At 67.3% G+C, this 24,756-nt stretch carries 20 protein-coding genes and 2 pseudogenes; 16 read left to right on the forward strand and 6 right to left on the reverse strand.

The genetic code is table 11. From position 1 onward, the window contains the following. The first annotated feature begins 30 nt into the window (after window positions 1-30). Together ACVCL3_RS17380 and ACVCL3_RS17385 are read left to right on the forward strand one after the other, a co-directional pair. On the forward strand, window positions 31-1,092 hold the full coding sequence (locus ACVCL3_RS17380; protein ID WP_447100091.1) for an NADH:flavin oxidoreductase/NADH oxidase: 1,062 nt from the start codon (window positions 31-33) through the stop codon (window positions 1,090-1,092). 44 nt (window positions 1,093-1,136) lie between these two features. Further along, window positions 1,137-1,439, forward strand: coding sequence for a DUF962 domain-containing protein (locus tag ACVCL3_RS17385; protein ID WP_395119350.1), 303 nt, complete (start codon window positions 1,137-1,139; stop codon window positions 1,437-1,439). A 13-nt stretch (window positions 1,440-1,452) separates the two neighbouring features. Here ACVCL3_RS17385 and ACVCL3_RS17390 read toward each other — a convergent pair whose 3' ends face one another. After that, window positions 1,453-1,842 (reverse strand): cytochrome c, encoded by a 390-nt coding sequence (locus ACVCL3_RS17390; RefSeq protein ID WP_447100092.1) that lies wholly within the window; start codon window positions 1,840-1,842, stop codon window positions 1,453-1,455. A gap of 143 nt (window positions 1,843-1,985) precedes the next feature. Between ACVCL3_RS17390 and ACVCL3_RS17395 the strand changes: the two genes are divergently transcribed. Beyond that, window positions 1,986-2,774, forward strand: a complete 789-nt coding sequence (locus ACVCL3_RS17395) for a tRNA threonylcarbamoyladenosine dehydratase (protein WP_447098559.1) — start codon at window positions 1,986-1,988, stop codon at window positions 2,772-2,774. A gap of 124 nt (window positions 2,775-2,898) precedes the next feature. Here the strand turns inward: ACVCL3_RS17395 and phbB are convergent, their stop codons facing one another. Both phbB and gluQRS read right to left on the reverse strand, forming a co-directional pair. Beyond that, window positions 2,899-3,639 carry a beta-ketoacyl-ACP reductase gene (phbB, locus tag ACVCL3_RS17400; RefSeq protein WP_395119344.1) on the reverse strand — a complete coding sequence of 247 codons (741 nt, stop codon included), beginning with the start codon at window positions 3,637-3,639 and terminating at the stop codon, window positions 2,899-2,901. 105 nt (window positions 3,640-3,744) lie between these two features. Continuing rightward, window positions 3,745-4,611, reverse strand: coding sequence for a tRNA glutamyl-Q(34) synthetase GluQRS (gluQRS, locus tag ACVCL3_RS17405; protein WP_447100093.1), 867 nt, complete (start codon window positions 4,609-4,611; stop codon window positions 3,745-3,747). Between the two features lie 181 nt (window positions 4,612-4,792). Between gluQRS and htpG the strand changes: the two genes are divergently transcribed. The 3 genes from htpG to ACVCL3_RS17420 all read left to right on the forward strand — a co-directional run bounded on the left by htpG (window position 4,793) and on the right by ACVCL3_RS17420 (window position 7,469). Beyond that, the gene (gene htpG, locus ACVCL3_RS17410) at window positions 4,793-6,664 is read left to right on the forward strand and encodes a molecular chaperone HtpG (RefSeq protein ID WP_447100094.1); all 1,872 of its coding nucleotides are present in this window, start codon (window positions 4,793-4,795) and stop codon (window positions 6,662-6,664) included. A gap of 117 nt (window positions 6,665-6,781) precedes the next feature. Then, complete coding sequence (locus tag ACVCL3_RS17415) at window positions 6,782-7,156, forward strand: type II toxin-antitoxin system RelE/ParE family toxin (RefSeq protein ID WP_447098562.1); 375 nt, start codon at window positions 6,782-6,784, stop codon at window positions 7,154-7,156. Next, window positions 7,149-7,469, forward strand: coding sequence for a helix-turn-helix domain-containing protein (locus ACVCL3_RS17420; RefSeq protein WP_395119336.1), 321 nt, complete (start codon window positions 7,149-7,151; stop codon window positions 7,467-7,469). Before ACVCL3_RS17415 ends, ACVCL3_RS17420 begins: the two co-directional genes overlap by 8 nt. 385 nt (window positions 7,470-7,854) lie before the next feature. Here the strand turns inward: ACVCL3_RS17420 and ACVCL3_RS17425 are convergent, their stop codons facing one another. Beyond that, window positions 7,855-8,331 carry a MarR family winged helix-turn-helix transcriptional regulator gene (locus ACVCL3_RS17425; protein ID WP_447100095.1) on the reverse strand — a complete coding sequence of 159 codons (477 nt, stop codon included), beginning with the start codon at window positions 8,329-8,331 and terminating at the stop codon, window positions 7,855-7,857. 170 nt (window positions 8,332-8,501) lie between these two features. Between ACVCL3_RS17425 and ACVCL3_RS17430 the strand changes: the two genes are divergently transcribed. From ACVCL3_RS17430 to ACVCL3_RS17475, 10 genes and pseudogenes are all read left to right on the forward strand, one after another. Continuing rightward, window positions 8,502-9,956 carry an amidohydrolase family protein gene (locus tag ACVCL3_RS17430; RefSeq protein WP_447100096.1) on the forward strand — a complete coding sequence of 485 codons (1,455 nt, stop codon included), beginning with the start codon at window positions 8,502-8,504 and terminating at the stop codon, window positions 9,954-9,956. 98 nt (window positions 9,957-10,054) lie between these two features. Then, window positions 10,055-10,753: a histidine phosphatase family protein gene (locus ACVCL3_RS17435; protein ID WP_447098569.1), complete on the forward strand. Its 699-nt coding sequence runs from the start codon at window positions 10,055-10,057 to the stop codon at window positions 10,751-10,753. A 64-nt stretch (window positions 10,754-10,817) separates the two neighbouring features. After that, complete coding sequence (locus ACVCL3_RS17440) at window positions 10,818-11,420, forward strand: 2'-5' RNA ligase family protein (protein WP_447100097.1); 603 nt, start codon at window positions 10,818-10,820, stop codon at window positions 11,418-11,420. A gap of 67 nt (window positions 11,421-11,487) precedes the next feature. After that, window positions 11,488-12,867, forward strand: coding sequence for a D-serine/D-alanine/glycine transporter (gene cycA, locus ACVCL3_RS17445; protein WP_447100098.1), 1,380 nt, complete (start codon window positions 11,488-11,490; stop codon window positions 12,865-12,867). Window positions 12,868-13,167: 300 nt separating this feature from the next. Further along, window positions 13,168-14,871, forward strand: a complete 1,704-nt coding sequence (locus ACVCL3_RS17450; protein WP_447100099.1) for an AsmA family protein — start codon at window positions 13,168-13,170, stop codon at window positions 14,869-14,871. 657 nt (window positions 14,872-15,528) lie between these two features. Continuing rightward, window positions 15,529-16,221: pseudogene (locus ACVCL3_RS17455) on the forward strand (M15 family metallopeptidase); the annotation flags it as partial. A 96-nt stretch (window positions 16,222-16,317) separates the two neighbouring features. Beyond that, window positions 16,318-17,253, forward strand: a pseudogene (locus ACVCL3_RS17460) (serine hydrolase domain-containing protein); the annotation flags it as partial. Between the two features lie 246 nt (window positions 17,254-17,499). Continuing rightward, window positions 17,500-20,373 (forward strand): TonB-dependent receptor domain-containing protein, encoded by a 2,874-nt coding sequence (locus ACVCL3_RS17465; RefSeq protein WP_447100100.1) that lies wholly within the window; start codon window positions 17,500-17,502, stop codon window positions 20,371-20,373. A 48-nt stretch (window positions 20,374-20,421) separates the two neighbouring features. After that, on the forward strand, window positions 20,422-21,675 hold the full coding sequence (gene alr / locus ACVCL3_RS17470) for an alanine racemase (protein ID WP_447100101.1): 1,254 nt from the start codon (window positions 20,422-20,424) through the stop codon (window positions 21,673-21,675). A gap of 512 nt (window positions 21,676-22,187) precedes the next feature. Further along, window positions 22,188-22,427 (forward strand): hypothetical protein, encoded by a 240-nt coding sequence (locus ACVCL3_RS17475; RefSeq protein WP_447100102.1) that lies wholly within the window; start codon window positions 22,188-22,190, stop codon window positions 22,425-22,427. Window positions 22,428-22,535: 108 nt separating this feature from the next. Here ACVCL3_RS17475 and ACVCL3_RS17480 read toward each other — a convergent pair whose 3' ends face one another. Together ACVCL3_RS17480 and ACVCL3_RS17485 are read right to left on the reverse strand one after the other, a co-directional pair. Then, complete coding sequence (locus ACVCL3_RS17480; RefSeq protein ID WP_447100103.1) at window positions 22,536-22,946, reverse strand: OsmC family protein; 411 nt, start codon at window positions 22,944-22,946, stop codon at window positions 22,536-22,538. 23 nt (window positions 22,947-22,969) lie between these two features. Beyond that, complete coding sequence (locus ACVCL3_RS17485) at window positions 22,970-24,739, reverse strand: acyl-CoA dehydrogenase family protein (RefSeq protein ID WP_447100104.1); 1,770 nt, start codon at window positions 24,737-24,739, stop codon at window positions 22,970-22,972. Window positions 24,740-24,756: the final 17 nt, after the last annotated feature.

Consider the following 24,756-nt stretch of genomic DNA (forward strand, 5'->3'; position numbering starts at 1 on the left):
TCTCGACCGTTCCGTGACGCTGGATTTCCCATGAACCTGTTCGATCCGCTTGCCCAACGCAGCCTGACCTTGCGCAACCGCCTCGCGGTGTCGCCGATGTGCGAATACTCGGCCACCGACGGCGTGCCCAATGACTGGCACATGGTGCACCTGGGCAGCCGCGCGGTCGGCGGCGCGGCGCTGGTGATCGCCGAGGCTTCGGCGGTGTCCGCGCAGGGGCGCATCTCGCCGCAGGACACCGGCCTGTGGAACGACGCCCAGTTGCAGGCATGGCAGCCGATCACCCGTTTCATCAAGGCGCAGGGCGCGATTGCCGGCATGCAGTTGGCTCACGCCGGGCGCAAGGCCAGCACGCTGCGGCCGTGGGACGGGCAAGGCCCCGTGCCGGCGGGGCAGGGCGACTGGGTTACCGTCGCGCCCTCGGTGCTGCCGTTCGCTGCCGGCTGGCCGGCGCCGCAGGCGCTGGACGAGGCCGGTATCCAGGCGGTGATCGCGGACTTTCGCGCCGCCGCGCAACGCGCGCTGGCAGCGGGTTTCGAGTTGATCGAGGTGCATGCGGCGCACGGCTACCTGCTGCATCAGTTCCTGTCGCCGCTGAGCAACCTGCGCGACGATGCTTACGGCGGCAGCTTCGAGAATCGCATTCGTCTGGTGCGCGAGGTGGTCGTCGCCGTGCGCGAGGTGTGGCCGGCCGCACTGCCGTTGTGGCTGCGCGTCTCGGCTACCGACTGGGCGGATGCCGGCGGCTGGGACATCGGGCAGAGCGTGGAACTGGCGCGCCAGATGAAGCCCCTGGGCGTGGACCTGATCGACGTCTCCAGCGGCGGCTTGCTGCCGCACGTGAAGATTCCGCTGGCGCCGGGTTACCAGGTGCCGTTCGCGGCGCAAATCCGCCGCGAGGCCGGGATCGCCACCGGTGCGGTGGGCCTGATCACCGGCGCGGAGCAGGCCGCGCAGATCATCGCCAACGGCGCCGCCGACGTGGTGCTGATCGCCCGCGAGAGCCTGCGCGATCCCTATTTTCCCCGCCGCGCGGCAGCGCAGCTGGGTGCGTCGATCGACGCACCGGTGCAATATCAACGCGCCTGGTAAATGTGGCGGGGCGGAATCAGGGCGCCCGCTCGCGGAGCAGCAGCATGTCGACCTTTCGCAGTTTTGCCGAGTTCTATCCGTTCTATCTCGGCGAGCACGCCAATCGCAGCTGTCGCCGAATGCATTTCATCGGCAGCACGCTGGTGCTCGCGGTGCTGGTGCTGGCCGTGGCGAGCGGCCAGTGGCGCTGGCTGTGGCTGGTGCCGGTGGCCGGCTACGGCTTCGCCTGGCTGGGCCACTACGCGTTCGAGAAAAACCGCCCGGCCACATTCAAGCACCCGCTGTACAGCCTTGCCGGCGACTGGGTGATGTACGCGCAGATGCTGCGCGGCAAGATCCGCTTCTGAGCGGCGCCCGCGATCAGCGATATTTGTCGTGGCAGCTCTTGCAGCTCTCGCCCACCGGCTTGAGCACGGCGGCCAGCGCGGTACAGGTCGCCGGCGCTGCCGCAACCGCCTGGTGCAGGCGGTCCTGCAACTGGCTGGCGTGGTTGGCGAAATCCTTGTCGTTCATGCCGAACACCGGCGTGATGTCGCTGGCGGTGGATTCGAGCCGGGCCAGGTGATGCTGGACCTTCGCCGCCTCGCACTGGTTGGCCTTGATCGCGCCTTTCAATTCGCCCACGTGATAGCCGAGCGTATGCATCACCGCTGCGGGCATCGGATTGCGCTCGCTCAGCACGTTCATCACGTTGACGGTACCGATGATGCCAATCACCAGGCCGAGCAGGATCATCAGGGCAACACGCATGGAGCCGCTCCATTTCGAGGGATAAGCGCAAGCATAGCCTGCGCGACTGCCGCGAGGCCAAGCCGGCGCGATAAAATGATCGTTTTCGCCAAGGTGCTCGCCGTGACCGTTTTCCTGCCGCCGCCGCTTCGCGCGGGTATGCCATGAACGAGGTAGCCGTGCCGGTCGAGCGCTTCGCCGGCGTCGAGCGGTTGTTCGGGCAGGGCAGCGTGGGCACGCTGGCGCAGAAGCATGTCTGCGTGATCGGCGTGGGCGGCGTCGGCTCGTGGGCGGTCGAGGCGCTGGCGCGCAGCGGCGTGGGCCGGCTCACCCTGATCGACGCCGACGAGGTCTGCGTGTCCAACACCAATCGCCAGCTGCACGCGCTGGACGGCGAATACGGCAAGTCGAAAGTGGGCGTGATGGCGGCGCGCGCGCGTGCGATCAACCCGGCGATCCGGCTGGAGGCGATCGAGCGCTTCCTCACCCCGGCCACGCTGGACGAGCTGCTCGACCGCGGCTACGACGTGGTGCTCGATGCCTGCGACGCGTTCCGGGTGAAGCTGGAAACGATCGCCTGGTGCCGCCGGCGCAAGCTGCCGATCGTCAGCGTGGGCTCGGCGGGCGGCCGCACCGACCCCACCCAGATCCGCGTGCGCGACCTGTCGCGCACGGAGCACGACGCAATGTTCAGCCTGATCCGCAAGAAGCTCCGTGCGGATTTCAATTTCCCGCGCAACCCCGATCGCTACTTCGGCGTTTCAGCCGTCTATTCGCTGCAGAACGTGCAGTACCCGCAACCCGACGGCACTGTCTGCGGCACCCGGCCGCCGGGCGGCGATTCCATGAACCTCGCCTGCGGCGGCGGCCTGGGCGCGGCCACCCACGTCACCGGCGCGTTCGCCTTTGCAGCGGTGGGCAAGGTGATCGAGAAGCTGCTCGGCGAACCGTAGGGCGGGCACCGCCCGCCGTGCTTTTCGACAGCACGCGCAATCAAGAACGGCGGGCCGTGCCCGCCCTACGGCCGGGCTGTTGCTCTCCCTCGTTTCTCACTCCTCGTCTCTCACTCCTGCCCCATCACCACCCCATGTACTGGCCGCCATTGATCGCCAGGTTGGCGCCGGTCATCCAGCCGGTTTCCTCGCCGGTGAGGAAGGCCACGGCGTGGGCGATCTCCTCCGGCCGGCCGAGCCGGCCGAGCGGGATCTGCGCCTCGATCTTGGCGCGCACTTCCGCCGGCACGGCCATCACCATGTCGGTGGCGACGTAGCCGGGCGAGACGGTGTTGACGGTGATGCCGAACTTGGCGTTTTCCTGCGCCAGCGAGATGGTGAAACCGTGCATGCCGGCCTTGGCCGCGGCGTAGTTGGCCTGGCCGTACTGGCCCTTCTGGCCGTTGATCGAGCTGATCTGCACGATGCGGCCCCACTTGCGCGCGCGCATGCCCTCGATCACCGCGCGGGTGACGTTGAAGCAGGAGTTGAGGTTGGTGTTGATCACGTCCGTCCACTGCTGATAGTTCATCTTGTGGAAGGTGGTGTCGCGGGTAATGCCGGCGTTGTTGACCAGGATGTCCACCGGACCGCATTTTTCCTCGATCGCCCGCACCATCGCCGCGCAGGATTCGGGATCGGACACATCACCGCGCACCGTGCACACCTCGATGCCCTCCTGCGCCATCGCTTCGCGCCAGGCGGCGGTCTTGGCCTCGTCGCGATAATTGGTGGCGACCTTGTGACCCTGTTTCGCCAGATGGCGCACGATGGCGCTGCCGATGCCCCCGGTTCCCCCGGTAACCAAAGCCGTACGCTGGGTCATGCCGTCGATCTCCTGTTTGCCCAAGTCAAGCACGCGAATGTTGCCGTTGTCGCGCGCCTGCACTGCTCGTGCAAACGGCGTGAACGGCCGTCCAGTTATAGCCGATCAGTCGGGGGAACTACCGCTGCAATGCGGCAATCGGGCGGGGTCGAAGCTGGTCAGCGCGTGGGCCAGCAGGGCGTCTGCATCCACCGGCCGGTCCGGCAACGCCTGCCCGAGGAAAGCGAGTGCGCGGCGCAGCGCCGGCGTGGGCTCGCCGGGGTCTAGCGGCCAGGCGTGGGAGGATTTCGACAGCTTGTTGCCGGCCTTGTCATGCACCAGGGGCAGGTGTCGATACGTCGGCGTGGTCAGGCCCAGGCAGCGCTGCAGCCAGATCTGCCGCGCGGTGGAGTCGAGCAGGTCCTGGCCCCGCACCACCTCGGTGATGCCCTGGAAGGCGTCGTCCACCACGCAGGCCAACTGATAGGAATAGAAACCGTCGGCGCGGCGGATCACGAAATCGCCCACGGTTTCGCGCAACCGCTCGCGTTGCGGCCCCAGCAGGGTGTCGTCGAACCCGATCTCCACATCGCTCACGCGCAGCCGCCACGCCGGCTCGCGATCGGCGTGACTGCCGTCGATGCAGTGGCCGTCGCGATGGATGCCGCCGCTGGCGGCGAGCTGGCTTCGGCTGCAGGTGCAGGGAAATACCAGGTCGGCCGCGCGCAACGCCGCGAACGCCTCGTCGTAGGCGGCGGTGCGCTGCGACTGGAACAGCGCCGGCGCATCCGCCACCAGGCCGAACGCGGGCAGCGCGGCGAGGATGTCGGCGGCGGCGCCGGGCACCTCGCGCGGGGGGTCGATATCCTCCATCCGCACCAGCCATTCGCCGCCGGCGTGGCGGGCGCACAGCCAGCTGCCCACCGCGGCCACCAGCGAGCCGAAGTGCAGTTGCCCGGTGGGCGAAGGGGCGAAGCGTCCGCGGTACGTCATCGGGCCATTTTATCGGCCGCCCGGCCTTGAAACCGCGGCCGGCTGCCCGAATCTCGGGGCCAGTTGTCGCGTTTCCATGACCGGTTCCACCGGTGCGGGGATCGTGCGGGGTCGGTCCGCCGGTCATGCCCGAGGAGGCGACGACCCACCATTTTCATTTGCCATGGAGTTGAATCCGCCCATGAATGCGCCTGTCGCCGAAACTCGCCAGTTCGAAGCCGAAGTTGCCCAGGTCCTGCGCCTGGTCACCCACTCGCTGTACTCGCACAAGGAGATCTTCCTGCGCGAGCTGATCTCCAACGCCTCCGACGCCTGCGACAAGCTGCGCTTCGAGTCGATCGCCAAGCCCGGACTCCTGGCCGGCGACAGCGAGCTGCACATCGACATCAACTGGGACCCGGAGGCGCGCACCGTCACCGTGCGCGACAACGGCATCGGCATGAGCCGCGACGAGGTGGTGGCCAACATCGGCACCATCGCCAGCTCGGGCACGCGCCGTTTCCTGGAGGCGATGAGCGGCGAGCAGAAGGCCGACGCCCGCCTGATCGGCCAGTTCGGCGTGGGTTTCTATTCCGCCTTCGTGGTGGCCGACAAGGTCACCGTGGTGACCCGGCGCGCGGACGCACCCGCGGCCGAGGGCGTGAAGTGGGAGAGCGACGGCAAGGGCGAGTACTCGCTGGAAGCGGTCGAGCAGGCCGAACGCGGCACCGCGGTGATCCTGCACCTGAAGGCCGACGAGGACGACTTCCTCAAGGGCTGGCAGCTGAAATCGCTGATCCGCAAGTACTCCGACCACGTGGCGTTCCCGATCCGCATGCCGGTGGAAAAGGACGGCAAGCCCACCGACGAGTTCGAGAGCATCAACGCGGCCTCCGCGCTGTGGACCAAGCCGAAATCGGACATTTCCGACGAGGACTACCAGAGCTTCTACAAGTCGCTCGGCCACGATTTCAACGACCCGCTGGCGTGGACGCACAACCGCGTCGAGGGCAGCCAGAGTTTCACCACGCTGCTCTACATTCCCGCGCAGCCGCCGTTCGATCTGATGATGGGCGGCCGCGACGAGCGCAAGGGCCTGAAGCTCTACATCAAGCGCGTCTTCATCATGGACGCCGCCGAAGAGCTGCTGCCGAACTACCTGCGCTTCGTGCGCGGCGTGGTCGATGCCGACGACCTGCCGCTCAACGTCAGCCGCGAAATCCTGCAGCACAACCGTCAGGTCGACCGCATCAAGGCGGCTTGCGTCAAGCGCGTGCTCGACCTGATCGAGAAGCTCGCCCGCGACGAACCGGAGAAGTTCGCGACCTTCTACAAGGCCTTCGGCAATACGCTCAAGGAAGGCATCAGCGAAGACGCCAACAACCGCGAGCGCATCGCCAAGCTGCTGCGCTTCGCCTCGACCAAGGGCGAGGGCACCGCACAGAACGTCTCGCTGGACGACTACATCAGCCGCATGGCCGTCGGCCAGGACGCGATCTGGTACATCACCGCCGACAGCTACAAGGCCGCCGCCGGCAGCCCGCAGCTGGAAGCGTTCAAGGCCAAGGACATCGAGGTGCTGCTGATGTCCGACCGCATCGACGAATGGATGATCGGCTCCCTGAGCGAGTACGAAGGCAAGAAGCTCAAGAGCGTGGCCAAGGGCGAGGTACCGCTGGACGAGGCCGACAAGAAAAAGCAGGAAGAGGCCACGAAAGAGGCCGAGCCGCTGCTGAAGAAGCTCAAGGACCTGCTCGGCGATCGCGTGGGCGAGGTGAAGGTGTCCGCCCGCCTGACCGATTCGCCGTCGTGCCTGGCGCTCTCCGATTACGAAATGGCCCCGCACCTGGCGCGTCTGCTGCGCGAAGCCGGGCAGGACATGCCCGAGAGCAAGCCGACGCTGGAGATCAACCCGGCGCACGCGCTGGTCAAGCGTGTGGAGAACGAGGCCGATGAGGACAAGGCGCGCGATCTCGCTACGCTGCTGCTGGAGCAGGCGGAGATTTCCGCCGGTGCGCAGCTGCCGGACCCCGCCGCATTCGTGCAGCGGATGAACCGGGTGTTGCTGGGGTAGGGCACGGGATACCTCGTTGGCCTGAAGAAGCCCGCCGATGGCGGGCTTCTTTTTTGACTGATGCGAGGACTCCACGGGCAGATGAAAACCATATCACCAAGTGCTATGGTTGTAGCCATGAAACGGATTTTCAGAACACGGACGTTCAGCCGTTGGATGGGCAAGACGGGTCTGGCCGGTCCTGATCTGTTCCAGTCGGTGATCGAGATGGAGGCAGGACTGATCGATGCCGACCTCGGCGGACAGTTGGTCAAGAAACGGATTGCCTTGCCCGGCCGTGGAAAGCGCGGAGGCGCACGAACCATCGTCGCCACCAATCGAGGCGACCGCTGGTACTTCATCTTTGGTTTCGGCAAGAACGAACGAGCCAATATCGACAAGCATGAGCTTCGCGCGCTGCAGGAGCTGGCGTCAGATCTTCTTGGTCAGGACGACAAAGCTCTTGCCGCCGCGCTGGAAGCCGACGAACTTGTGGAGGTAGACCATGACTAACAAAGTCCGCAAGAGCCGCATTCTTGCCGAAGTCCACGAGACGGCCACAGGCCTGCATCGGGCTGGTGTGATCAGCAAGCGCCGCATGCACGAGTACGAAGCGCTGAGCCATCTCGCCGTGCCGGACATTGGCGCAAGCAAGATCAAGCTGATCCGCGAGAATTCGAAGGTCAGCCAGGCCGTCTTCGCTGCCGTGCTCAACACCAGCGTTTCCACCGTGCAGAAGTGGGAAATCGGCGAGAAGAAGCCCAGCGGTCCTTCGCTGAAGCTGCTGAACCTGATTGATCGCAAGGGGCTGGAGGCTGTTTTGTAGGACGCGAACGGGCTCGACGCAGCCGAGTATCACCGCGAGCGGGCTCATGCGCTGAAATTGCGGGCAACAAATTCCGTGCGAGCGTCACCGCGAATTTTAGGTGAGCCAAAGGGATGTCGCCTTGCGCGCGAAGAGTATCCTTGGCGGTGTCCCGAATGGGCAGCAATGATGCCGCGCGATGGGGTCGGTTCTGATCGGGCTGGTGGTCGCGGCGCAATGGCCCGCACTCTGGCCGTCGAAGAAGCGTTGGCTCGCGAGCGCCAGTCGATGGCCATCGATGTGGGCCCAGTACCAGGCCCGGCGGGTACGGGCGATGCCGACACGTACGCGAACCGCGCGGCATCGCTCATGTGGTGGGGCTGGAGCAAAGGTTCCAGCAAGCGGCTCAGTCGTGTCGGTGGCCACTTTCGCCGGGCTGGCCGAGGTCGATCAGGGCGGCGAGCGTCCTGCGGGTGGTGCTGACCGCGCGGGCACCGACACGCGCAAGCAGTTCGGCGTCGACCTGCTCGCGCGCTTTCGCCTGCACCTCCGCGGCGGCGCGGCCTCGTCGAGTCAGGGTCACGACCAGCTTGCGGCGATCGTTTTCGTCGGCGGCACGCTGCAGGTAGCCACCCGCCACCAGTGCGTCGACGAGCTGGCTGGCGGCCTGCTTGGACACGCGCAACTCCCGGACCAGTTCCCCCAGCGGCACGCCGCGCTCGTGGAGTGCCATGCCGCCAATCAGGTACAGGCCGTTCTTCGGAATATCGTGATAGCCGGCGTTGCCCAGTGCCCGGCGCATGGCCGTGCCGTAAATGGTTCGCGCGTGGCGGAGCAGGGCCGGCGTCACGACTTGCTCGTGCCAGTGAGGTGTGCGGGACATGGCGGCTCACTAGTCCGTTTACTTGACAGTCAACATACATGACAAATTGGTCGCGGCAAGCCATTCCCCGGCGGCGGCGCTGGGCGTACATTCCGCCCGGCGCGGTCGAGTGGAACCGTGCATCACGCAAACCGGGGGCAGTCATGCATCGTTCGTCGAATCTTCGTGGCATGAGTACAGTGCGGGCGTTCGCCCTGGTTGTGGTCTGCGCCGCGTTCGGGGCCGCGTCGCCGGCCCGGGCCGCCATGCCGGTGTTGTCGTCTCCGGCGCAGGTTTATGTCGTGCACGCCCAGCCACTGCTGGCGATCATCCACGTGCGGGTGATCGACGGCCACGGCACGCCCGCCCGGGAGAACCAGACGGTGTTGCTGCGCGACGGGCGCATCGCGGCGGTCGGGCGCCACGTGACCTTGCCCGAGGGCGCGACGGTCATCGACGGCGGCGGGCAGACGCTGATTCCCGGCCTGGTCGGCATGCACGACCACATGTTCTATCCCGCGCCCAAGGTGAATCCCGCGGCAAAGGAGGCGATCTATCCGGAGCAGGCGTCGAGTTTTCCCAAGCTGTACCTCGCCGGCGGCGTCACCACCATCCGCACCACCGGCAGCACCGAGCCCTACACCGACCTGGCGCTGAAGAAGGCGATCGACGCGGGCCGTATTCCGGGGCCGAAGATGCACACCACCGGGCCGTATCTGGAAGGCAAGGGCAGCTTCACGCCGCAGATGCACGAGCTGGCAGATGCCGCCGACGCGCGCGATACGGTGAACTACTGGATGGACGAGGGTGCGACGTCGTTCAAGGCGTACATGCACATCACCCGCGCCGAGTTGTCGGCGGCGATCGCGGCGGCGCATGCGCGCGGCATCAAGGTGACCGGCCACCTGTGTTCGATCGGCTTCACCGAAGCGGCGGATCTCGGCATCGACGATCTCGAGCACGGCTTGTTCGTGGACACCGAGTTCAGCCCCGGCAAGCAGCCGGATGTGTGTCCGGACACCAAGGCCGCGGTGGCGCACCTGGCGACGCTGAAGGTCGACGGCCCGGAAATCCGGGCGCTGATCAAGCATCTGGTGGCGAAGCGCGTTGCGGTGACCTCTACGCTGCCGGTGTTCGAGACTTTCGTGCCCGGCCGCGCGCCGCAGGGTGCGCGGGTGCTGGACGCGATGTTGCCGCAGGCCCGCGTCGAATACCTGAAGGCGCGCGAGCGCGTCGCGGCGATGAAGGATTCCCCGTGGCCGCAGGCGTTCAAGTTGGAGATGGCTTTCGAACGCGCCTTCGTCGAGGCCGGTGGCACCCTGCTCGCCGGCCTCGATCCCACCGGCTACGGTGGCGTGATCGCGGGCTATGGCGACCAGCGTGAGGTGGAGCTGCTGGTGGAGGCGGGCCTCACGCCGGTGCAGGCCATCCGGATCGCCACCTTGAACGGCGCGCGTTTCATGGGCGTGGAAAAGGAGATCGGCTCGATCGACGTGGGCAAGGCGGCTGACCTGGTGCTGGTCAGGGGCAACCCGGCGGAGCGCATCAAGGACATCGAGAACGTCACCCTTGTGTTCAAGGATGGCGTGGGTTACGACCCGGCGAAGCTGGTCAAGGCTGCCGAGGGCACGGTGGGTCTGCGTTGAAGGAATGGCCCCATGCATGGCCATGGATGGCGGTGCACGGGAATGACGACGTCCAGCGGGTACCATTCGACGCCACACCCGCTGCAGGATGGCTCGTGATGAAAAGGCTGCTCCCCTGGTTGTGCCTGGTGTTGCTGATCGCCCCGTTGCACGCGGCCGATGTGGCGGCGCCGGCTGCCCGCACCATCGTGCTGGTGCGCCACGGCTATTACCTGCCCGATGCGAAAGCCGATCCGAAGCTGGGGCCGCAGCTGGCGCCGCTCGGGGTGGCGCAGGCGCATCTGGCGGGTGCGCGGCTGGCCGGGTTGCCGACGCGTTTCGATGCGATGTATGTCAGCCCGGTGCAGCGGGCGCGCGATACGGCGGCGTTGATCGGCGAGGACTTCCCGGCGCGTCGCTTCGAGGTGGTCGACGATCTGGCCGAGTGCACGCCGCCGACGCGCCGGGCCGCGATCATGGCGAAGGAAAAGCCGGCCGATCTGGCCGCCTGCAAGGCGCAGTTCGATCGCCTGTTCGCGCGCTATTTCAAGCCCGCATCCGGTCATGAGCAGACCGACCTGATGGTCTGCCACGGCAACGTGATCCGCAACATGGTGGTGCGCGCGATGGGCGTCGATCCGCAGGCGTGGCTGGAGATGTCGGTGGGCAACGCCAGCATCACCCGCATCCGGGTGGAGGCCGACGGCACGTTCAAGGTGATCTCGGTGGGCGATGTCGGGCACATCCCGCCGGGCCTGCGCACGGGCGCCAGCGGCGATCCCGAGCGCAGCCTCGCGATTCCGTCGTTGCCGCAGTGATGCGCGGGCAGGGACTGAACTCGCCGGTGCCGCGCACCGGCAATGACCACAGAGGGTGACGGGCGTGGCGGCACAGACTTCATTTCCCGGCTTTGCACCCGCGGCGGCGACCGACCGGCTGTTCCTGGCGGTGTTCCCCGATCAGGCAACCGTGGCGCGGTTGAGCGCGCTTGCCGCCGAACAATGCACCCGCCACGGGTTGCGCGGCAGGCCGCTGCTGCCGGAGCGTTTCCACATCACCCTGCTGCATCTGGGCGACTGGGCCGGGCTGCCACCGGATGTGGCGCAGGCCACGATGAAGGCGGCAGCGCGGGTGCGGGAAGCGCCTTTCGAAGTGGTGTTCGACCGCGTGGCCAGTTTCGACGGCCGGCGCGACAAGCTGCCGTTCGTGCTGCGCGCCGATGGCGGCAATGCGCCGTTGCGCGCCTTCCAGGCGCAACTTGCCGCGCTGTTGCGCGAGGCGGGCGTGGTGCCGGTTGGGGCCGGTTTCGAGCCGCATGTCACCCTGGCATATGACGCGCGCAAGGTGGCCGCCGAGCCGGTGGCGCCGATCGGCTGGCGCGTCGACGAATTCGTGCTGGTGCACAGCCTGCTGGGCAGGACGCGGCATATCCGGCTCGGCTGCTGGCCGCTGGACTGCGCGCGGGCGGCGCCTGCGGGCGCGTAGCGCGGGAGTGCACGCGGGGCCCGGTTTTCTGTATGTTGTCGCTTTCCTCATTGCAAAGGCTCGACGCATGACCGCATTGCCGGGACAACCCGACCATCTGCGCCGCAGCCTTTCCAACCGACATCTGCAACTGATCGCCATCGGCGGCGCGATCGGTACCGGCCTGTTCATGGGTTCGGGCAAGACGATCAGCCTGGCCGGGCCGTCGATCCTGCTGGTCTACCTGATCATCGGCGTGATGCTGTTCTTCGTGATGCGGGCGATGGGCGAGCTGCTGCTGTCGAACCTCGAGTACAAGTCGTTCATCGATTTCTCCACCGACCTGCTCGGGCCGTGGGCCGGTTTCTTCTGCGGCTGGACCTACTGGTTCTGCTGGATCATCACCGCGATCGCCGACGTCATCGCCATCGCGGCGTACGCGCAGTTCTGGTTCCCGGGGCTGGCGCCGTGGATTCCGGCCGTGCTGTGCGTGCTGCTGCTGCTCAGCCTCAACCTGGTCACGGTGAAACTGTTCGGCGAGATGGAGTTCTGGTTCGCGCTGATCAAGATCGTGGCGATCTGCGCGCTGATCGTCACCGGCTTTGCGCTGGTCGCCTGGGGCTTCACCTCGCCCACCGGGCACCAGGCCTCGGTGGCCAACCTGTGGAACGACGACGGCTTCTTTCCGAAGGGGATGAGCGGCTTCTTCGCCGGCTTCCAGATCGCGGTGTTCGCCTTCGTCGGCATCGAGCTGGTCGGCACCACCGCCGCGGAAACCGCCAACCCGCAGCGCAACCTGCCCAAGGCGATCAACTCGATCCCGATCCGCATCATCATCTTCTACGTGCTGGCGCTGGTCGCGATCATGATGGTCACGCCGTGGCGCCTGGTGGAGCCGAGCAAGAGCCCGTTCGTGGAGTTGTTCGTGCTGGCCGGCATCCCGGCCGCGGCCAGCCTGATCAATTTCGTGGTGCTGACCTCAGCCACCTCGTCGGCCAACAGCGGCATCTTCTCCACCAGCCGCATGCTGTACGGCCTGGCCGAAGAAAAACATGCGCCGAAGACGTTCGGTCGGCTGTCGCGCGCTGCGGTACCGTCGCTGGGCCTGTTGTTCTCCTGCTTCTGCCTGCTGCTGGGTGCGGCGCTGATCTACCTGATTCCGGACCTCGTCACCGCCTTCACCCTGGTCACCACGGTGTCGGCGGTGCTGTTCATGTTCGTGTGGTCGCTGATCCTGTTTGCCTACATGGCCTATCGGCGCAAGCGCCCGCAATTGCACGAGGCGTCGATCTACAAGATGCCCGGCGGCGTGTTCATGTGCTGGGTGTGCTTGGCGTTCTTCGTGTTCGTGCTGGTACTGCTGAGCCTGCAGCCGGATACGCGCGAGGCGCTGATTGCGAGTCCGGTGTGGTTCGTGCTGCTGGGGATCGGTTACGCGTGGAAGGGGCGCAAGGCGCGCCGCGCGTAAACCGGAAGTTTGCTGCTCCCGTAGGAGCGCAGCTTGCGCGCGATGCTTTTGTGCCGGGATTCCGGATTCTCGAAAGCGTCGCGCACAAGGTGCGCTCCTACAACATCAGCGTTGCTCGTAGGGCAGGCATCGCCCGCCATGTTTCTCCATGATGTGCGCGATCGAGAGCGGCGGGCAGTGCCCGTCCTGCGTGCATGGGCGACGAACGGGCAACCGCCGGATCGACACCCCGCCCGACGCTACCGGTTTGCCGCGCGGGCTCCTAGTATCGGTACATGACGACGCGCGCGAGGTGACGCCATGAAACGCCTGCTGATCGGTTTGCTCGGGCTGGTGGTGCTGGTGCTGGTGGCGGGGGCCGCCGCCCTGCTGCTGGTGGATGCCAACCACTTCCGTCCGCAGATCCAGGCCAGCCTGGGCCAGGCGCTGGGCCGCGAAGTGACGCTGGGCCAGCTGCATGTCTCGGTCTGGTCGGGCTCGCTGGACGCCGACGACATCCGCATCGGCGACGATCCGAAGTTTGGCGGGCAGCCCTTCGTGAGCGCGCAGTCGCTGCAGTTCGGCGTGAGGCTGTGGCCGTTGCTGCTGCATCGGCAGGTGCAGATCACCTCGCTGACCCTGGATCAGCCGGTGGTGCGGCTGGTGGAGAACCGCGCCGGCCAGTGGAATTTCGCCAGCTTCGGCGCGAGCACGGCGGCGCCCGCCGCGGATGCTTCCGCAACCACGCCGCCCGGGTTCAGCGTGGACAAGCTGCGGATCAGGGATGGCCGCATCGACCTGCAGCGGGCGGCCGGCGATGCGCGCAGCTATCGCAAGGTGGATCTGCGCGCCGACCACGTCGGGTTGGGCGCGGCGTTTCCGTTCTCGATGAGCGCCGACATCGCCGGCGGCGGCAGCCTGCAGCTGGATGGCACGCTTGGCCCGTGGAACGCGGCGAATGCGCTGCTGACGCCGGTCGAGGCGCATCTGGTGCTGCACGGGCTGGACCTGGTCGGCGCTGGCCTGATGAGCAGCGCCGACGGCGTCGGCGGTGTGCTCGACATCGACACGCGCATCAGCTCGGCCGGGGGCGTGCTGGGCTCGCAGGGCGGCATCGACGCGCGCCAGCTCAAGCTGGTGGCGTCCGGTTCGCCGTCGCCGCAACCGTTGCGCATCGACTACCAGGCCAGCTATCGGCTGCTCGATGGCACCGGCGGCGTCGAGCGCACCACCCTCGGCAGCGGTGGCGCGAAGCTGGCCGTCGATGGCAGCTTCGACAACCGCGGCAAGGTGATCCAGCTGGATCTGCGCTTGCGCGGCAAGCAGTTGCCGGTCGATGACCTGCAACCCCTGCTGCCGGCATTCGGCGTGGTGCTGCCGAAGGATTCGCGCCTCAGCGGTGGCAGCGTGGGCGTGGATCTGCGCGCGCGCGGGCCGCTCGATGCGCTGGTGATCAGCGGCCCGGTGACGCTCGACGACTCGCGCCTGGCCGGCTACAGCCTGGGCTCGAAACTTGGCGGCGTGTTGTCGCTGGCCGGCATCAAGGCGCCGCAGGACACGGTGATCCGGCATGCTGCCGCGACGCTGCGGATCGCACCTTCCGGCATCCACGCCGAACCGGCCAGCGCGGAGATCGCCGACCTGGGCAGCCTCACCGGCAAGGGCGGCATGGCTGCCGATGGCAAGCTCGACTTCAACATGCTGGTCAAGCTCGACCAGGGGCTCAGCGGTGGCAGCCAGGCGAGCAGTGGCCTGCTCACGAACTCCAAGGCCGGGCGCCTGCTCGGTGGTGTGCTTGGCGGCACCAGCGAGCAGGGCATCGGCGTGCGCGTCACCGGCACGGCCAGCGCGCCGGCGTTCAAGCTCGATCCCTCCGCCGTCGCCGGCCTGCTGGGCAGCGGGATCGGCAATGCCCTGCACAAGGATGCGGCGCCCGCCGCCGACAAGCCGGCGGACAAGTCCACCAGCAAGGATGCCCTGAAGGGCCTGCTGCAGGACGTGCTCGATTCACGCAAGAAGCATTAGCGTCGTCGTTCGCCGCGAATTTCCTTGGCTGCCTCGACAGCTTTTCCACTGTTGCCGGGTCGCCGGAAAGTGTCCGTCGACGCGCAGGAAGCATCGAAAATCCATGGAATGATTTGCGTGTACCCCAACCCCCGGTTATGGACTTTGTCGTGGCGCCTCGGCGCATGACGCGGCGGCCGGGCGGTGCCCGTCGTTGCGCGTGTCGCCGATGGATTCGGCAACTAGCAGATTCGCAAGATATTTTGTCGGCAGGCAGGGCGGTGTCGATGGCCTGTTGCATGGCTGCTGTCGCCGCAAAAGCCTTCGCGGGCCGGTCGTGACGCCCTTGCGGCGCCTCGTTGGCGCTTTCGAAATGACCGTGCTATACAGCGATCGCAGGCCTCGGCATGGCCTCAGTCATGCGATTTCGGGCATCGGGCAGGGAACCCGCAGCCTGGCCAAAAGGGGAAGAGGCGAGTACGGAGCTCCAGATCTGGTCAACCTGGCATGGACGCTGTTCATCCATCCACCTTGATCCGGTTTCCGGGAGACGCTGTGCGTATCCGAGAACGTCTGCGCTGCATATCGCAATATATTGCGTCCGGTTTTCCCTCCGCCAGCCCTGCCGGCCGTGACCGGAAGCGATGCGGTGTTTCCGGCTCGACGCGGTTCGCACTGCTGCTGGCGCTGTGCTTGGCGTCGGTATCGACGCTCGCACAGACCGACGCAGCGCCCCGCGTGTCGGCTGCGGCCACGATGGAACAGGCCGGGATGGTCGACCTCCGCAGCCTGGTGCCGGACCTCTCGCAATCGATCGCCTATGCCGGCAGCGACAACTTCGTCGGCGCGCCGGTCGACGGCTACCAGGCGCCGCGCTGCTGGCTGAGGCACGAAGCGGCCGAGGCGCTGGCGCGGGTGGATGCCGCGTTGCGCAAGCGCCACATGCGCCTGCGCGTGTTCGACTGCTACCGCCCGGCACGCGCGGTGGCGCATTTCGTGCGCTGGGCGCACGACCTCGACGACCAGCGCACCAAGGCCGCGCATTATCCGAACCTCGACAAGTCGAAGCTGCTCGGCGACTACATCGCTCCGGTATCCGGCCACAGCCGCGGCGCCACCGTCGACCTGACCGCGCTGCGCTGCGATGCACAGGATGCCGGCTGCGAGCCGCTGGACATGGGCACCGGCTTCGACTACTTCGGCACCCGCGCCCACACCGACACGCCGGAGGTCAGCGCCGAACAGCGCGCCAACCGCCGCCTGCTGCGCGACGCGATGCAAGCGCAGGGCTTCCGCAACTACGCGATGGAGTGGTGGCACTACACCCTGCATCCCGAACCCGCGCCGGACGTCATCTACGACGTGCCGGTGACGGCACCGGACGGCGACGACCGGGAGTCGGAGATCCAGCGCCTAGTGCAGCCCTATGACGGCGACGTGCCCGGCGTCTCGCTGCTGGTGCTCAAGGACGGCAAGGCCATCGTCAGCCGCGGCTACGGACGCTCCGACCTGGTGCGCGGCACCGAGGCGAGCCCGGCGACCGACTACCGGCTCGCTTCGGTGACCAAGCAGTTCACCGCCGCGGCGATCCTGCTGCTCGCGCAGGACGGCAAGCTTTCCATCGACGATCCGGTCAAGCGCTGGCTGCCGTCACTGCCAGCGGTGGCTGACGACATCACCCTGCACAACCTGCTCGACCACACCGCGGGCATGCTGAACTACGAAGACCTGATGCCGGTGCCCTACGACGGGCAGATCAGTGACACCGGCGTGCTGGCCCTGCTGGAAAAGGAGAACCGGCTGTATTTCCCGCCCGGTAGCAAGTACCGCTACAGCAACAGCGGCTACGCGCTGCTGGCGCTGGTGGTGCAGCGCGCTTCCGGCATGAGCTTCGCGGACTACGTGCGCACCCACATTTTCCAGCCGCTGGGCATGCGCAACACCCTGGCCTACGTGGTCGGCGGGCCCGACATACCACACCGGGCCTGGGGCTACAGCAGGAGCTGCGACGGCTGGACACGCACCGACCAGAACGCCTACAGCGCGGTGCTCGGCGATGGCGGCATCTATTCCAACATCGCCGACATGGCGCGCTGGGACGCCGCGCTGTACGACGACCGGCTGCTCAGCGACGCGTCGCGCGCGCTCGCCTTCGGGCGCCAGGTGCAGGTTTCCGGCACACCCGAGGCGACGTACTACGGCTTCGGCTGGCGCGTCGCCGGCGACCGGCTGTGGCACTCCGGCGAAAGCATCGGCTTCCGCAACACGATCGTGCGCTGGCCGAAGCAGCACCTGACCGTGGTCGTGCTGAGCAACCGCAACGATCCCACGCCATACGACCTGGCCGTGTCGATCGGCCGGCTGTTCATGGACGACGCCAACGCCGAGGACAAATCCCACTGACCCAAATGGCACTTACTCAAGCGCACTAGCCCGTTTTTTCGTCATTCCTGCGAAGGCAGGAATCCAGGGACTCGGGCCTTCCCCGAGTCGCCGAAGGCGCTGGATCCCCGCATTCGCGGGGATGACGAGCTCAAGTTGAGTGCCATTCCCCACTGATCCCGATGTCCGTACCAGAGAACTGATCCCACCCGGTCCGCCGTTCACTACCCTGAGGGGCATCCCATGCACATCCGACACGATCTCCGCTTGAACCTCCTCTGTGCGGCGTTGCTGGCCGCGATCACCGTTCCGGCCACGGCGCAGGAGGCCGGCCAGCCTGCGCCGGAGGCCGACAAGTCGTCGCAGGTCACCACGCTCAAGGAGGTCACCGTCACCGGTTCGCGCATCAAGCGCACCGACCTGGAACAGGCGCTGCCGATCACCGTCATCGAGAAGCAGACCATCGAGGCGCAGGGCATCACCTCGGCGGAACAGCTGCTGCAGTTCCTCAACATCGCCGGCAACGGCGCCGACGGGCTCACCTCGGCCGCGGTCGACATGGACCTCGGCGAACTGCGCGGCACCGCCGGCGTGTCCGGCGCCAACCTGCGCGGGCAGGGCTCGGACGCGACCCTGGTGCTGCTGAACGGCCGCCGCGTCGCGACCCACGGCCTGCGCGGCCAGGCGGTGGACCTGAACTCGATTCCGTTCGCGGCGATCGAGCGCGTGGAGGTGCTGCGCGACGGCGCTTCGGCGATGTACGGCACCGACGCCATCGGCGGCGTGATCAACTTCATCACCCGTACCGACTACCGCGGCGTCACGCTCAACGCCGGCGTCGACGTGACCGCCGACGGCGGTGGCAACATCGCCACCTACAGCGTGCTGGGCGGGGTCGGCGATCTCGACCGCGACGGCTGGAACGCGTGGGGCACGATCAACTACCGGACCGCGCAGATCCTGCGCAGCGGCAAGCGCAGCTTCGCCAACAGCTTCCAGCCCGACCGTGGCGTCTCGCCCGACACGCGCGGCACGCCGTTCGCCACGGTGACCAACGCCACCGGCGGCATCATCAACGACGCGCTGACCGATCCCGACGGCGGCGGCGCCATGCGCTACATCAACATCCTCAACCTGCCCGGCGGTGGCGGCTGCGAGAGCGGCGGCGCCAACATGGGGCCGTACGATTACCGGCTGTGGGACGGCAGCAGTTCGAAGTACGCTTGCGCCTGGGACTATCCGGCCGCGCAGGCGCTGCAGCAGCCGCAGGACAGCGTGCAGTTCCTGGGCCGCGCCACCTACAAGCTGGGCGAGAACCACCGCTTCTACGCCGAGGCGATGGGCTCGCGCGTGAAGGTCCGGCGCGAGTACGAGCCGTTGCAGCTCACCTCCAGTTCGTCGGCGACCGCCGTGCTCGACCCCGGCACCTGGTATCCGCTGAATGCGGACACGCAGGCCACCTACGACAGGATCTATGACGCCATCGCCGACTATTTCGGCACGGCCGACCTGGTGTACGGCAACAGGATCCCGTACCGCTGGCGCTGCATCCCCTGCGGCCGACGCGAGATCGAGACCACCACCAAGGCCTATCGCGTGCTGGCCGGGGTGCAGGGCAGCATCGGCAGCTGGGACTTCGACGCGGGCCTGTCGCATGCCTCCAGCAAGGCCGAGTCGGTGCTCGCCGGCGGCTATTACTTTTCCAGCGGGCTCAAGCAGGTGCTCGGCAGCGGCTTGCTGAACCCGTTCCTGATGCCGGACGAGGCGCAGGATCCCGCGGCGCTTTCCGCACTGCAGGCGGCATCGGCCACCGGGATCCATCTGTACGGCGGCGAGTCCACCGTCACCTCGCTGGACGCCAGCTTCAACGGCGGCCTGGGTTTCAACCTGTGGGGCGGCGAAGTGCAGCTGGCGACCGGCATCGAGGCGCGGCGCGAGGGGTTCAAGTTCGGCGGGGTGCAGGTGCTGAACGGCCTGCCGCTCAACTACGACACCATCTACCAGGCGCCGTTCGACGAGACGAGTGAACTGCCCGAGGTGCATCGCGACGTGAAGGCGGTCTACATGGAGGCCTACCTGCCGATCGTGAAGACGCTGGACGTGACCCTGGCGGTGCGCCGCGACCAGTACGACACCTTCGGCGGCACCACCAATCCGAAGTATTCGTTCAAGTGGCAGCCGATCGAGTCGCTGGCCTTCCGCGGCGCGTACAGCACCGGCTTCAAGGTGCCGGAGTTCACCAAGCTGTTCGCCGGCGTGAACGAGGTCGAGTACTTCGGCCTCGACCTGGCCGATCCGGCCACCTGTCCCGGCGGCGTGGCGAACTCGGCGGTGCCGGGCTGCGCGCTGATCCAGCCGACCATCATCACCGGCGGCAAGACCGACCTGAAACCGGAGACGGCCAGGCAGAAGAGCCTGGGCTTCGTCTATGCGCCCACCCGCAACTTCAACCTCAGCCTCGACTGGTGGGAGATCGAGCGCAGCAACACGATCCGCTCGCCCAACCTGCCGACGCTGATCGACAACTACAGCCTGTTCGCCGCCAACTGGATCCGCGATGCCAGCGGCAAGGTGATCGCGATCGACCGCCGCTTCATCAACTCCGGCGGCACCCTGATGCGCGGCGTGGAACTGGACGCCAACCTCACCGGCGAGCTGGCCGGCGGCCGCTGGCACGTCAACCTCAACGGCAGCTACATCAACACCTTCAGGGAAAAGCCGCTCGCCAACGAGCCCTACAGCCACAACGAGGTGGGCGAGTACGTGCAGTTCTACAACCTGCCTCTGAAGTGGAAGCACACCTTGAGCCTCGACTGGGCCAGGGGCGACTGGACGCACACGCTGAGCCAGATCTACCGCGCCGGCTACAAGGACGAGCTGCCGATCAGCGTCGCCAACGGCAGCTACATCCCGCCGAACTGGAACCCCGATGTCGACGACTACATCCTCTACAACTACAGCCTGACCTGGACGGGCCTGCAGGGCACCAAGCTCACCTTCGCGGTGCGCAACCTGCTGAACACCGACCCGCCGTTCACCGCGCACCAGGTCGACTTCGCCTCGGGCGCGGCGTGGGAGCCGCGCGTGGCCGATCCGCGCGGCCGCTCGTTCTTCCTGATGGCCGAATACAAGTTCGATTGATGCAGGGCCCCGCCGCCGGGAGACCGGCGGCGGCAACCGGAGAACACCATGTCCGAACACCGCTCCACGCCTTGCTCTCCCGGCCGCCGCCGATTCCTGCTGGCCAGCGCGGGGACGGCCGTGGCGCTGGCGGTGCCCGCGCGTGCCGCACCCCTGCTCGGCCTGCCGGGGAAGCGCAGGCGGGCGGGCACGTTCAATGCGTGGATCGAGATCGACACGCAGGTTTTCGAGAACAACCTGCGGCTGGTCGAGGCCGCCCTGGTCGGCAAGCCGAAGATCTGCGCCATCATGAAGGCCGATGCCTACGGCGTCGGCATCGACCTGGTGATGCCCAGCGTCATCAGGGCGCGCCTCCCCTACGTCGGCATCGCCAGCAACGAGGAGGCCCGCATGGTGCGGGCCTGCGGCTACAAGGGCCGCGTGATGCGCGTGCGTGCCGCCACGCTGGACGAGATCCACGACGCGCTGCACTACGACGTCGAAGAGCTGGTGGGCAACCTCATCCAGGCGCGGATCATCGGCGGCGCCGCCCGCCGGCGCGGGCGCACGCTGCGCGTGCACCTGGCGCTGAACTCGGCGGGCATGAGCCGCAACGGGATCGAGATGGAGACCGCGCGGGGCCGCAGCGACGCCGAGGCGCTGGCGAAGATCGGAGGCCTGCGGATCGTCGGCATGATGACCCACTTCCCGACCGAGGAACGCGCCGACGCGCTGCAGGGCGTCGAGACGTTCAAGGCGCAGACCGCGTGGATGTTCGCCCATACCGCATTGAAGCGCGAGGACGTGCTGCTGCATGCCGCCAATTCCTACGCCGTCCAGCACATCCCCGAATCACACCTGGACATGGTGCGTCCCGGCGGCGCCCTGTATGGCTACGGCGGCACGCCCAAGCCGCCGTTCGCACACGTGGCGTCCTTCAAGTCGCGGGTGGCCTCGGTGCAGGCCTATCCCGCCGGCGACACGGTGAGCTACGACCGCACCTGCGTGCTGAAGCGCGATTCGCTGCTGGCCAATATCCCCGTGGGCTATTCGGACGGCTACCGGCGCGCGTATTCCAACAAGGGTGCAATGCTGATCCGTGGTCAGCGGGCGCCGGTGATGGGCAGCGTCACCATGAACACCACCATGGTCGACGTGACCGACATCCCCGGCGTGCAGGAGGACGACGAGGTCGTGATGTTCGGCAAGCAGGGCAAGGCCGAGATCACCCAGGCGGAAGTCGAGGAGCTCACCGGCGTCATCCTGGCCGACCAGTACACGGTGTGGGGCACGTCGAACCCGAAGCTCCCGCGTCGTCGCTGAGCGGATCGCTGCCAGGCTCACTGCTGTCCGGAATAAATCCGTATCCCGGCCGCGAAGCAATGCTTGTGCCCCTCCCTGCCTGCAGGGGAGGGTTGGGGTGGGGTCGCTCTTTGGCCGCAAGCGAGGAGCAAGGGCGAGAGCTTCACCCCCTCCCAACCTCCCCCTGCAAGCAGGGGGAGAAGCAGAGCTCGTGCGGCTCTCTCTCTCTGCCTGCGGGGGGAGGCTGGCGGGCCGTGTGCACATTCGAGGGTGGCGTGTCCAAGGATCGCGTCGCCTTGTGTCGCCAAGTCTTTGACGCCAAGGCACGGATTTATCCCGGACAGCAGTGGCGCCAGCCTGGCGTGCCGCGCGGGCCCCTGCGGCAATTTGCTGCAGGCGTGCGGACCCACTGCGCAGGCTCCGACCACGCGCCCGCCGCGGCGGACTTGACCGGCGTCAAGGTACTGCCGCTTGGTGCGGGGGAGCATCGGCCCTGACGGCATGCCACGCGTGCCGGTGAAGCGAGGTGCCCGATGGAATTCCATATTGCCATGACCGGGGCGTCGCCCGATCCGGCCGTGGTGCAGGACGCCCTTTTCGATATCGATCCGACAGCGGTGGCCGATCTGGACATGAGTGGCCTGGTGCTGCGCGTATCCGCCTCGGCCACGGCGGCGGACCTGGTCGAGATATTGCGGCGGACCGGCTGGCCGGTGACGCCGGAGCAGGTGGTGCAACTGCCGTCGATCTGCTGCGGCGGTTGCGGCGGCTGAGGCCAGCCGTGCCCGGCCCGGCCGACGCGGGCCGGCAAGAAGATCGCCATGGCCCGAACCGCGGCCGCCAGGCGCCGGTGCCGGCCTGGCTTGTGCCCGACGCCGGCGTCAGGCCGGCGCCAGCCGGGAGGCGATGCGCACCTCGCCGGTGAGCACCTTGTGGATCGGGCACTTGTTGGCGATCTGCAGCAGGCGTTCGCGCTGCTCGTCGCTCAGCTCGCCCTGCAGGGTAATCACGCGGGTGATGTCGTTGCCCGACTCGGGCGTGCCATCGGGGTTGAACTTGAGTTCGACGTCGACGTGCTGCAGCGGCCATTGCTTGCGCGCCGCGTACATCTGCAGCGTGATCGCGGTGCACGCGCCGAGTGCCGACAGCAGCAACCGGTGCGGCGCCGGGCCGGTGTTGGCGCCACCTTCGTCGATCGGCTCGTCGGCTTGCCAAGTGTTGCCCTGGTCGTCGGTGAAGTGGACCGCGTAAGGTGCATCGCCGGTGCTGGCGCGGACGCTGGGTAGACTCATGGCAGGTTTCTCCTTCGGTTGTTTCAGATGACGTCCCACATGTAGCCTTCGTGGGCGAGCACGGCGCCGGCCAGTTGCTCGATTGCCGCGTCCTCGTTGCGCTCCAGGCCGCGCACGTTGCGCGCCATGCGCCGGCGCGCCTGCTTCGCGAAGATCTCGGCGATGCCGATCGCCTCGTCGGCGGCGGGATGCGACTGCTTTTCCAGGCTGTCGGCGCGCGACAGCACGCACAGGCCGACGAACAGGTCAATCGCGATGTCGGCCAGGCGCTTCTGCGCGTGCTGCATGTCGGCCGCCTTCTTGCCATGGCGGCGCAGCAGCGCATCGGAGGATTTGGACAGCTCCACCGTGTATTTCTCGTAGGTGGCGGCGACCTTGCGCAGCCGCGGCGACAGCTCGTGCGCGATGCGGTCGATGCCGTAGCCGGTGGCCTCGCGCACGCGCCGGCCGGTGTAGCTGCCGAGCACGCCGAAGCCCTTGATCGGGTCGTTGAAGATGTCGCCCACCGCCGCCTTCAGTTCGCTGAGGCCCGCGCCCACGCCCTTCAGGCCGGACAGTGCGACGTACAGGCGCAGGATCTCGTTGGTGCCCTCGAAGATCGAGAGGATGCGCGTGTCGCGGGTGATCTGCTCGTACGGGAACTCGCGCATGAAGCCGTTGCCGGCGGCGATCTGCAGCGCCTCGTAGGACGCGCGCTGCACCGCCTCGCTGGCGAACACCTTGCTCATCGCCGCCTCCACCGAGTAGTCGCCGGCGCCCGAGTCGATCAGGTGGGCCACCATCCATACGGCGCTCTCGGCGGCGAAGCAGTCCACGCTCATCTGCGCGATCTTCTCGCGCACCAGGCCGAACTCGGCGATCGGCTGGCCGAACTGCCTGCGCTCCTTTGCCTGCGCGCAGGCGAGGCGGATCAGCGAACGCATGCCGCCGACCGCGCCGCCGCCGAGGCCGGTGCGGCCGGAGTTGAGGATGCTCATGGCCACCTTGAAGCCCTTGCCGACCGGGCCGAGCACGTTTTCCGCCGGCACCCGCACGTCGGCGAACGCCACCGTGGTGGTGCTTGATGCGCGGATGCCCATCTTGTCCTCGTGCGGGCCGTGGCTCACGCCCGGCCACTTCGCCTCGACCAGGAACGCGGTGATCTTGCCCTCGGGCGTGTCGGTGCGCGCGAACACGGTGTAGAAGTCGGCGATGCCGCCGTTGGTGATCCAGATCTTCTCGCCGGAGAGCGTCCAGCTGCCGTCGTCGTTGCGCACGGCCTTGGTGCGGATGGAGGCGGCGTCGGAGCCGGCGCCGGATTCGGTGAGGCAGAACGCGGCAATCATCTCGCCCGTGGCCAGCTTCGGCAGGTAACGCTGCTTCTGCTCGTCGCTGCCGAACAGCAGCAGGCCCTTCATGCCGATCGAGCTGTGCGCGCCGATGGTCAGCGAGACCGAACTGTCGTGGCTGCTGGTCTGGCCGAGCACGCGGGCGTAGGCGCCGTTGGACAGCTCCATGCCGCCGAATTCCTCCGGGATGATCAGGCCGAACAGGCCCATCTCGCGCAGCGCCTGGATGAACTCGGCCGGCTGTTCGGCGTCGCGGTCGTACTGCTTCAGTTCGGCCGTCTTGTCGGCGAGGAACTGGTCGATCGCGTCGGTCATCGCGCCCAGCATTTCGCGGTCGCGGGCGCGGATCTGCGGGTAGGGGAACAGGTTCTCTTCCAGGATGTTGCCCAGGAACAGCTGCTTGGCGACGCTCTCGTCGCTGCGCAGCGCAGGCTGCTCGGTAGTGGCGGGCGATGGCGTGCTCACGACGCGTTCTCCTGGCG

This window comes from Rhodanobacter sp. UC4437_H4 (assembly GCF_052978425.1).

Bases quoted from the DNA above. Each gene is read 5' to 3' on its own strand.
- ACVCL3_RS17380 (WP_447100091.1), top strand. From the start codon at position 31: ATGAACCTGTTCGATCCGCTTGCCCAACGCAGCCTGACCTTGCGCAAC.
- ACVCL3_RS17385 (WP_395119350.1), top strand. From the start codon at position 1,137: ATGTCGACCTTTCGCAGTTTTGCCGAGTTCTATCCGTTCTATCTCGGC.
- ACVCL3_RS17390 (WP_447100092.1), bottom strand. From the start codon at position 1,842: ATGCGTGTTGCCCTGATGATCCTGCTCGGCCTGGTGATTGGCATCATC.
- ACVCL3_RS17395 (WP_447098559.1), top strand. From the start codon at position 1,986: ATGAACGAGGTAGCCGTGCCGGTCGAGCGCTTCGCCGGCGTCGAGCGG.
- phbB (WP_395119344.1), bottom strand. From the start codon at position 3,639: ATGACCCAGCGTACGGCTTTGGTTACCGGGGGAACCGGGGGCATCGGC.
- gluQRS (WP_447100093.1), bottom strand. From the start codon at position 4,611: ATGACGTACCGCGGACGCTTCGCCCCTTCGCCCACCGGGCAACTGCAC.
- htpG (WP_447100094.1), top strand. From the start codon at position 4,793: ATGAATGCGCCTGTCGCCGAAACTCGCCAGTTCGAAGCCGAAGTTGCC.
- ACVCL3_RS17415 (WP_447098562.1), top strand. From the start codon at position 6,782: ATGAAACGGATTTTCAGAACACGGACGTTCAGCCGTTGGATGGGCAAG.
- ACVCL3_RS17420 (WP_395119336.1), top strand. From the start codon at position 7,149: ATGACTAACAAAGTCCGCAAGAGCCGCATTCTTGCCGAAGTCCACGAG.
- ACVCL3_RS17425 (WP_447100095.1), bottom strand. From the start codon at position 8,331: ATGTCCCGCACACCTCACTGGCACGAGCAAGTCGTGACGCCGGCCCTG.
- ACVCL3_RS17430 (WP_447100096.1), top strand. From the start codon at position 8,502: ATGAGTACAGTGCGGGCGTTCGCCCTGGTTGTGGTCTGCGCCGCGTTC.
- ACVCL3_RS17435 (WP_447098569.1), top strand. From the start codon at position 10,055: ATGAAAAGGCTGCTCCCCTGGTTGTGCCTGGTGTTGCTGATCGCCCCG.
- cycA (WP_447100098.1), top strand. From the start codon at position 11,488: ATGACCGCATTGCCGGGACAACCCGACCATCTGCGCCGCAGCCTTTCC.
- ACVCL3_RS17450 (WP_447100099.1), top strand. From the start codon at position 13,168: ATGAAACGCCTGCTGATCGGTTTGCTCGGGCTGGTGGTGCTGGTGCTG.
- alr (WP_447100101.1), top strand. From the start codon at position 20,422: ATGTCCGAACACCGCTCCACGCCTTGCTCTCCCGGCCGCCGCCGATTC.
- ACVCL3_RS17475 (WP_447100102.1), top strand. From the start codon at position 22,188: ATGGAATTCCATATTGCCATGACCGGGGCGTCGCCCGATCCGGCCGTG.
- ACVCL3_RS17480 (WP_447100103.1), bottom strand. From the start codon at position 22,946: ATGAGTCTACCCAGCGTCCGCGCCAGCACCGGCGATGCACCTTACGCG.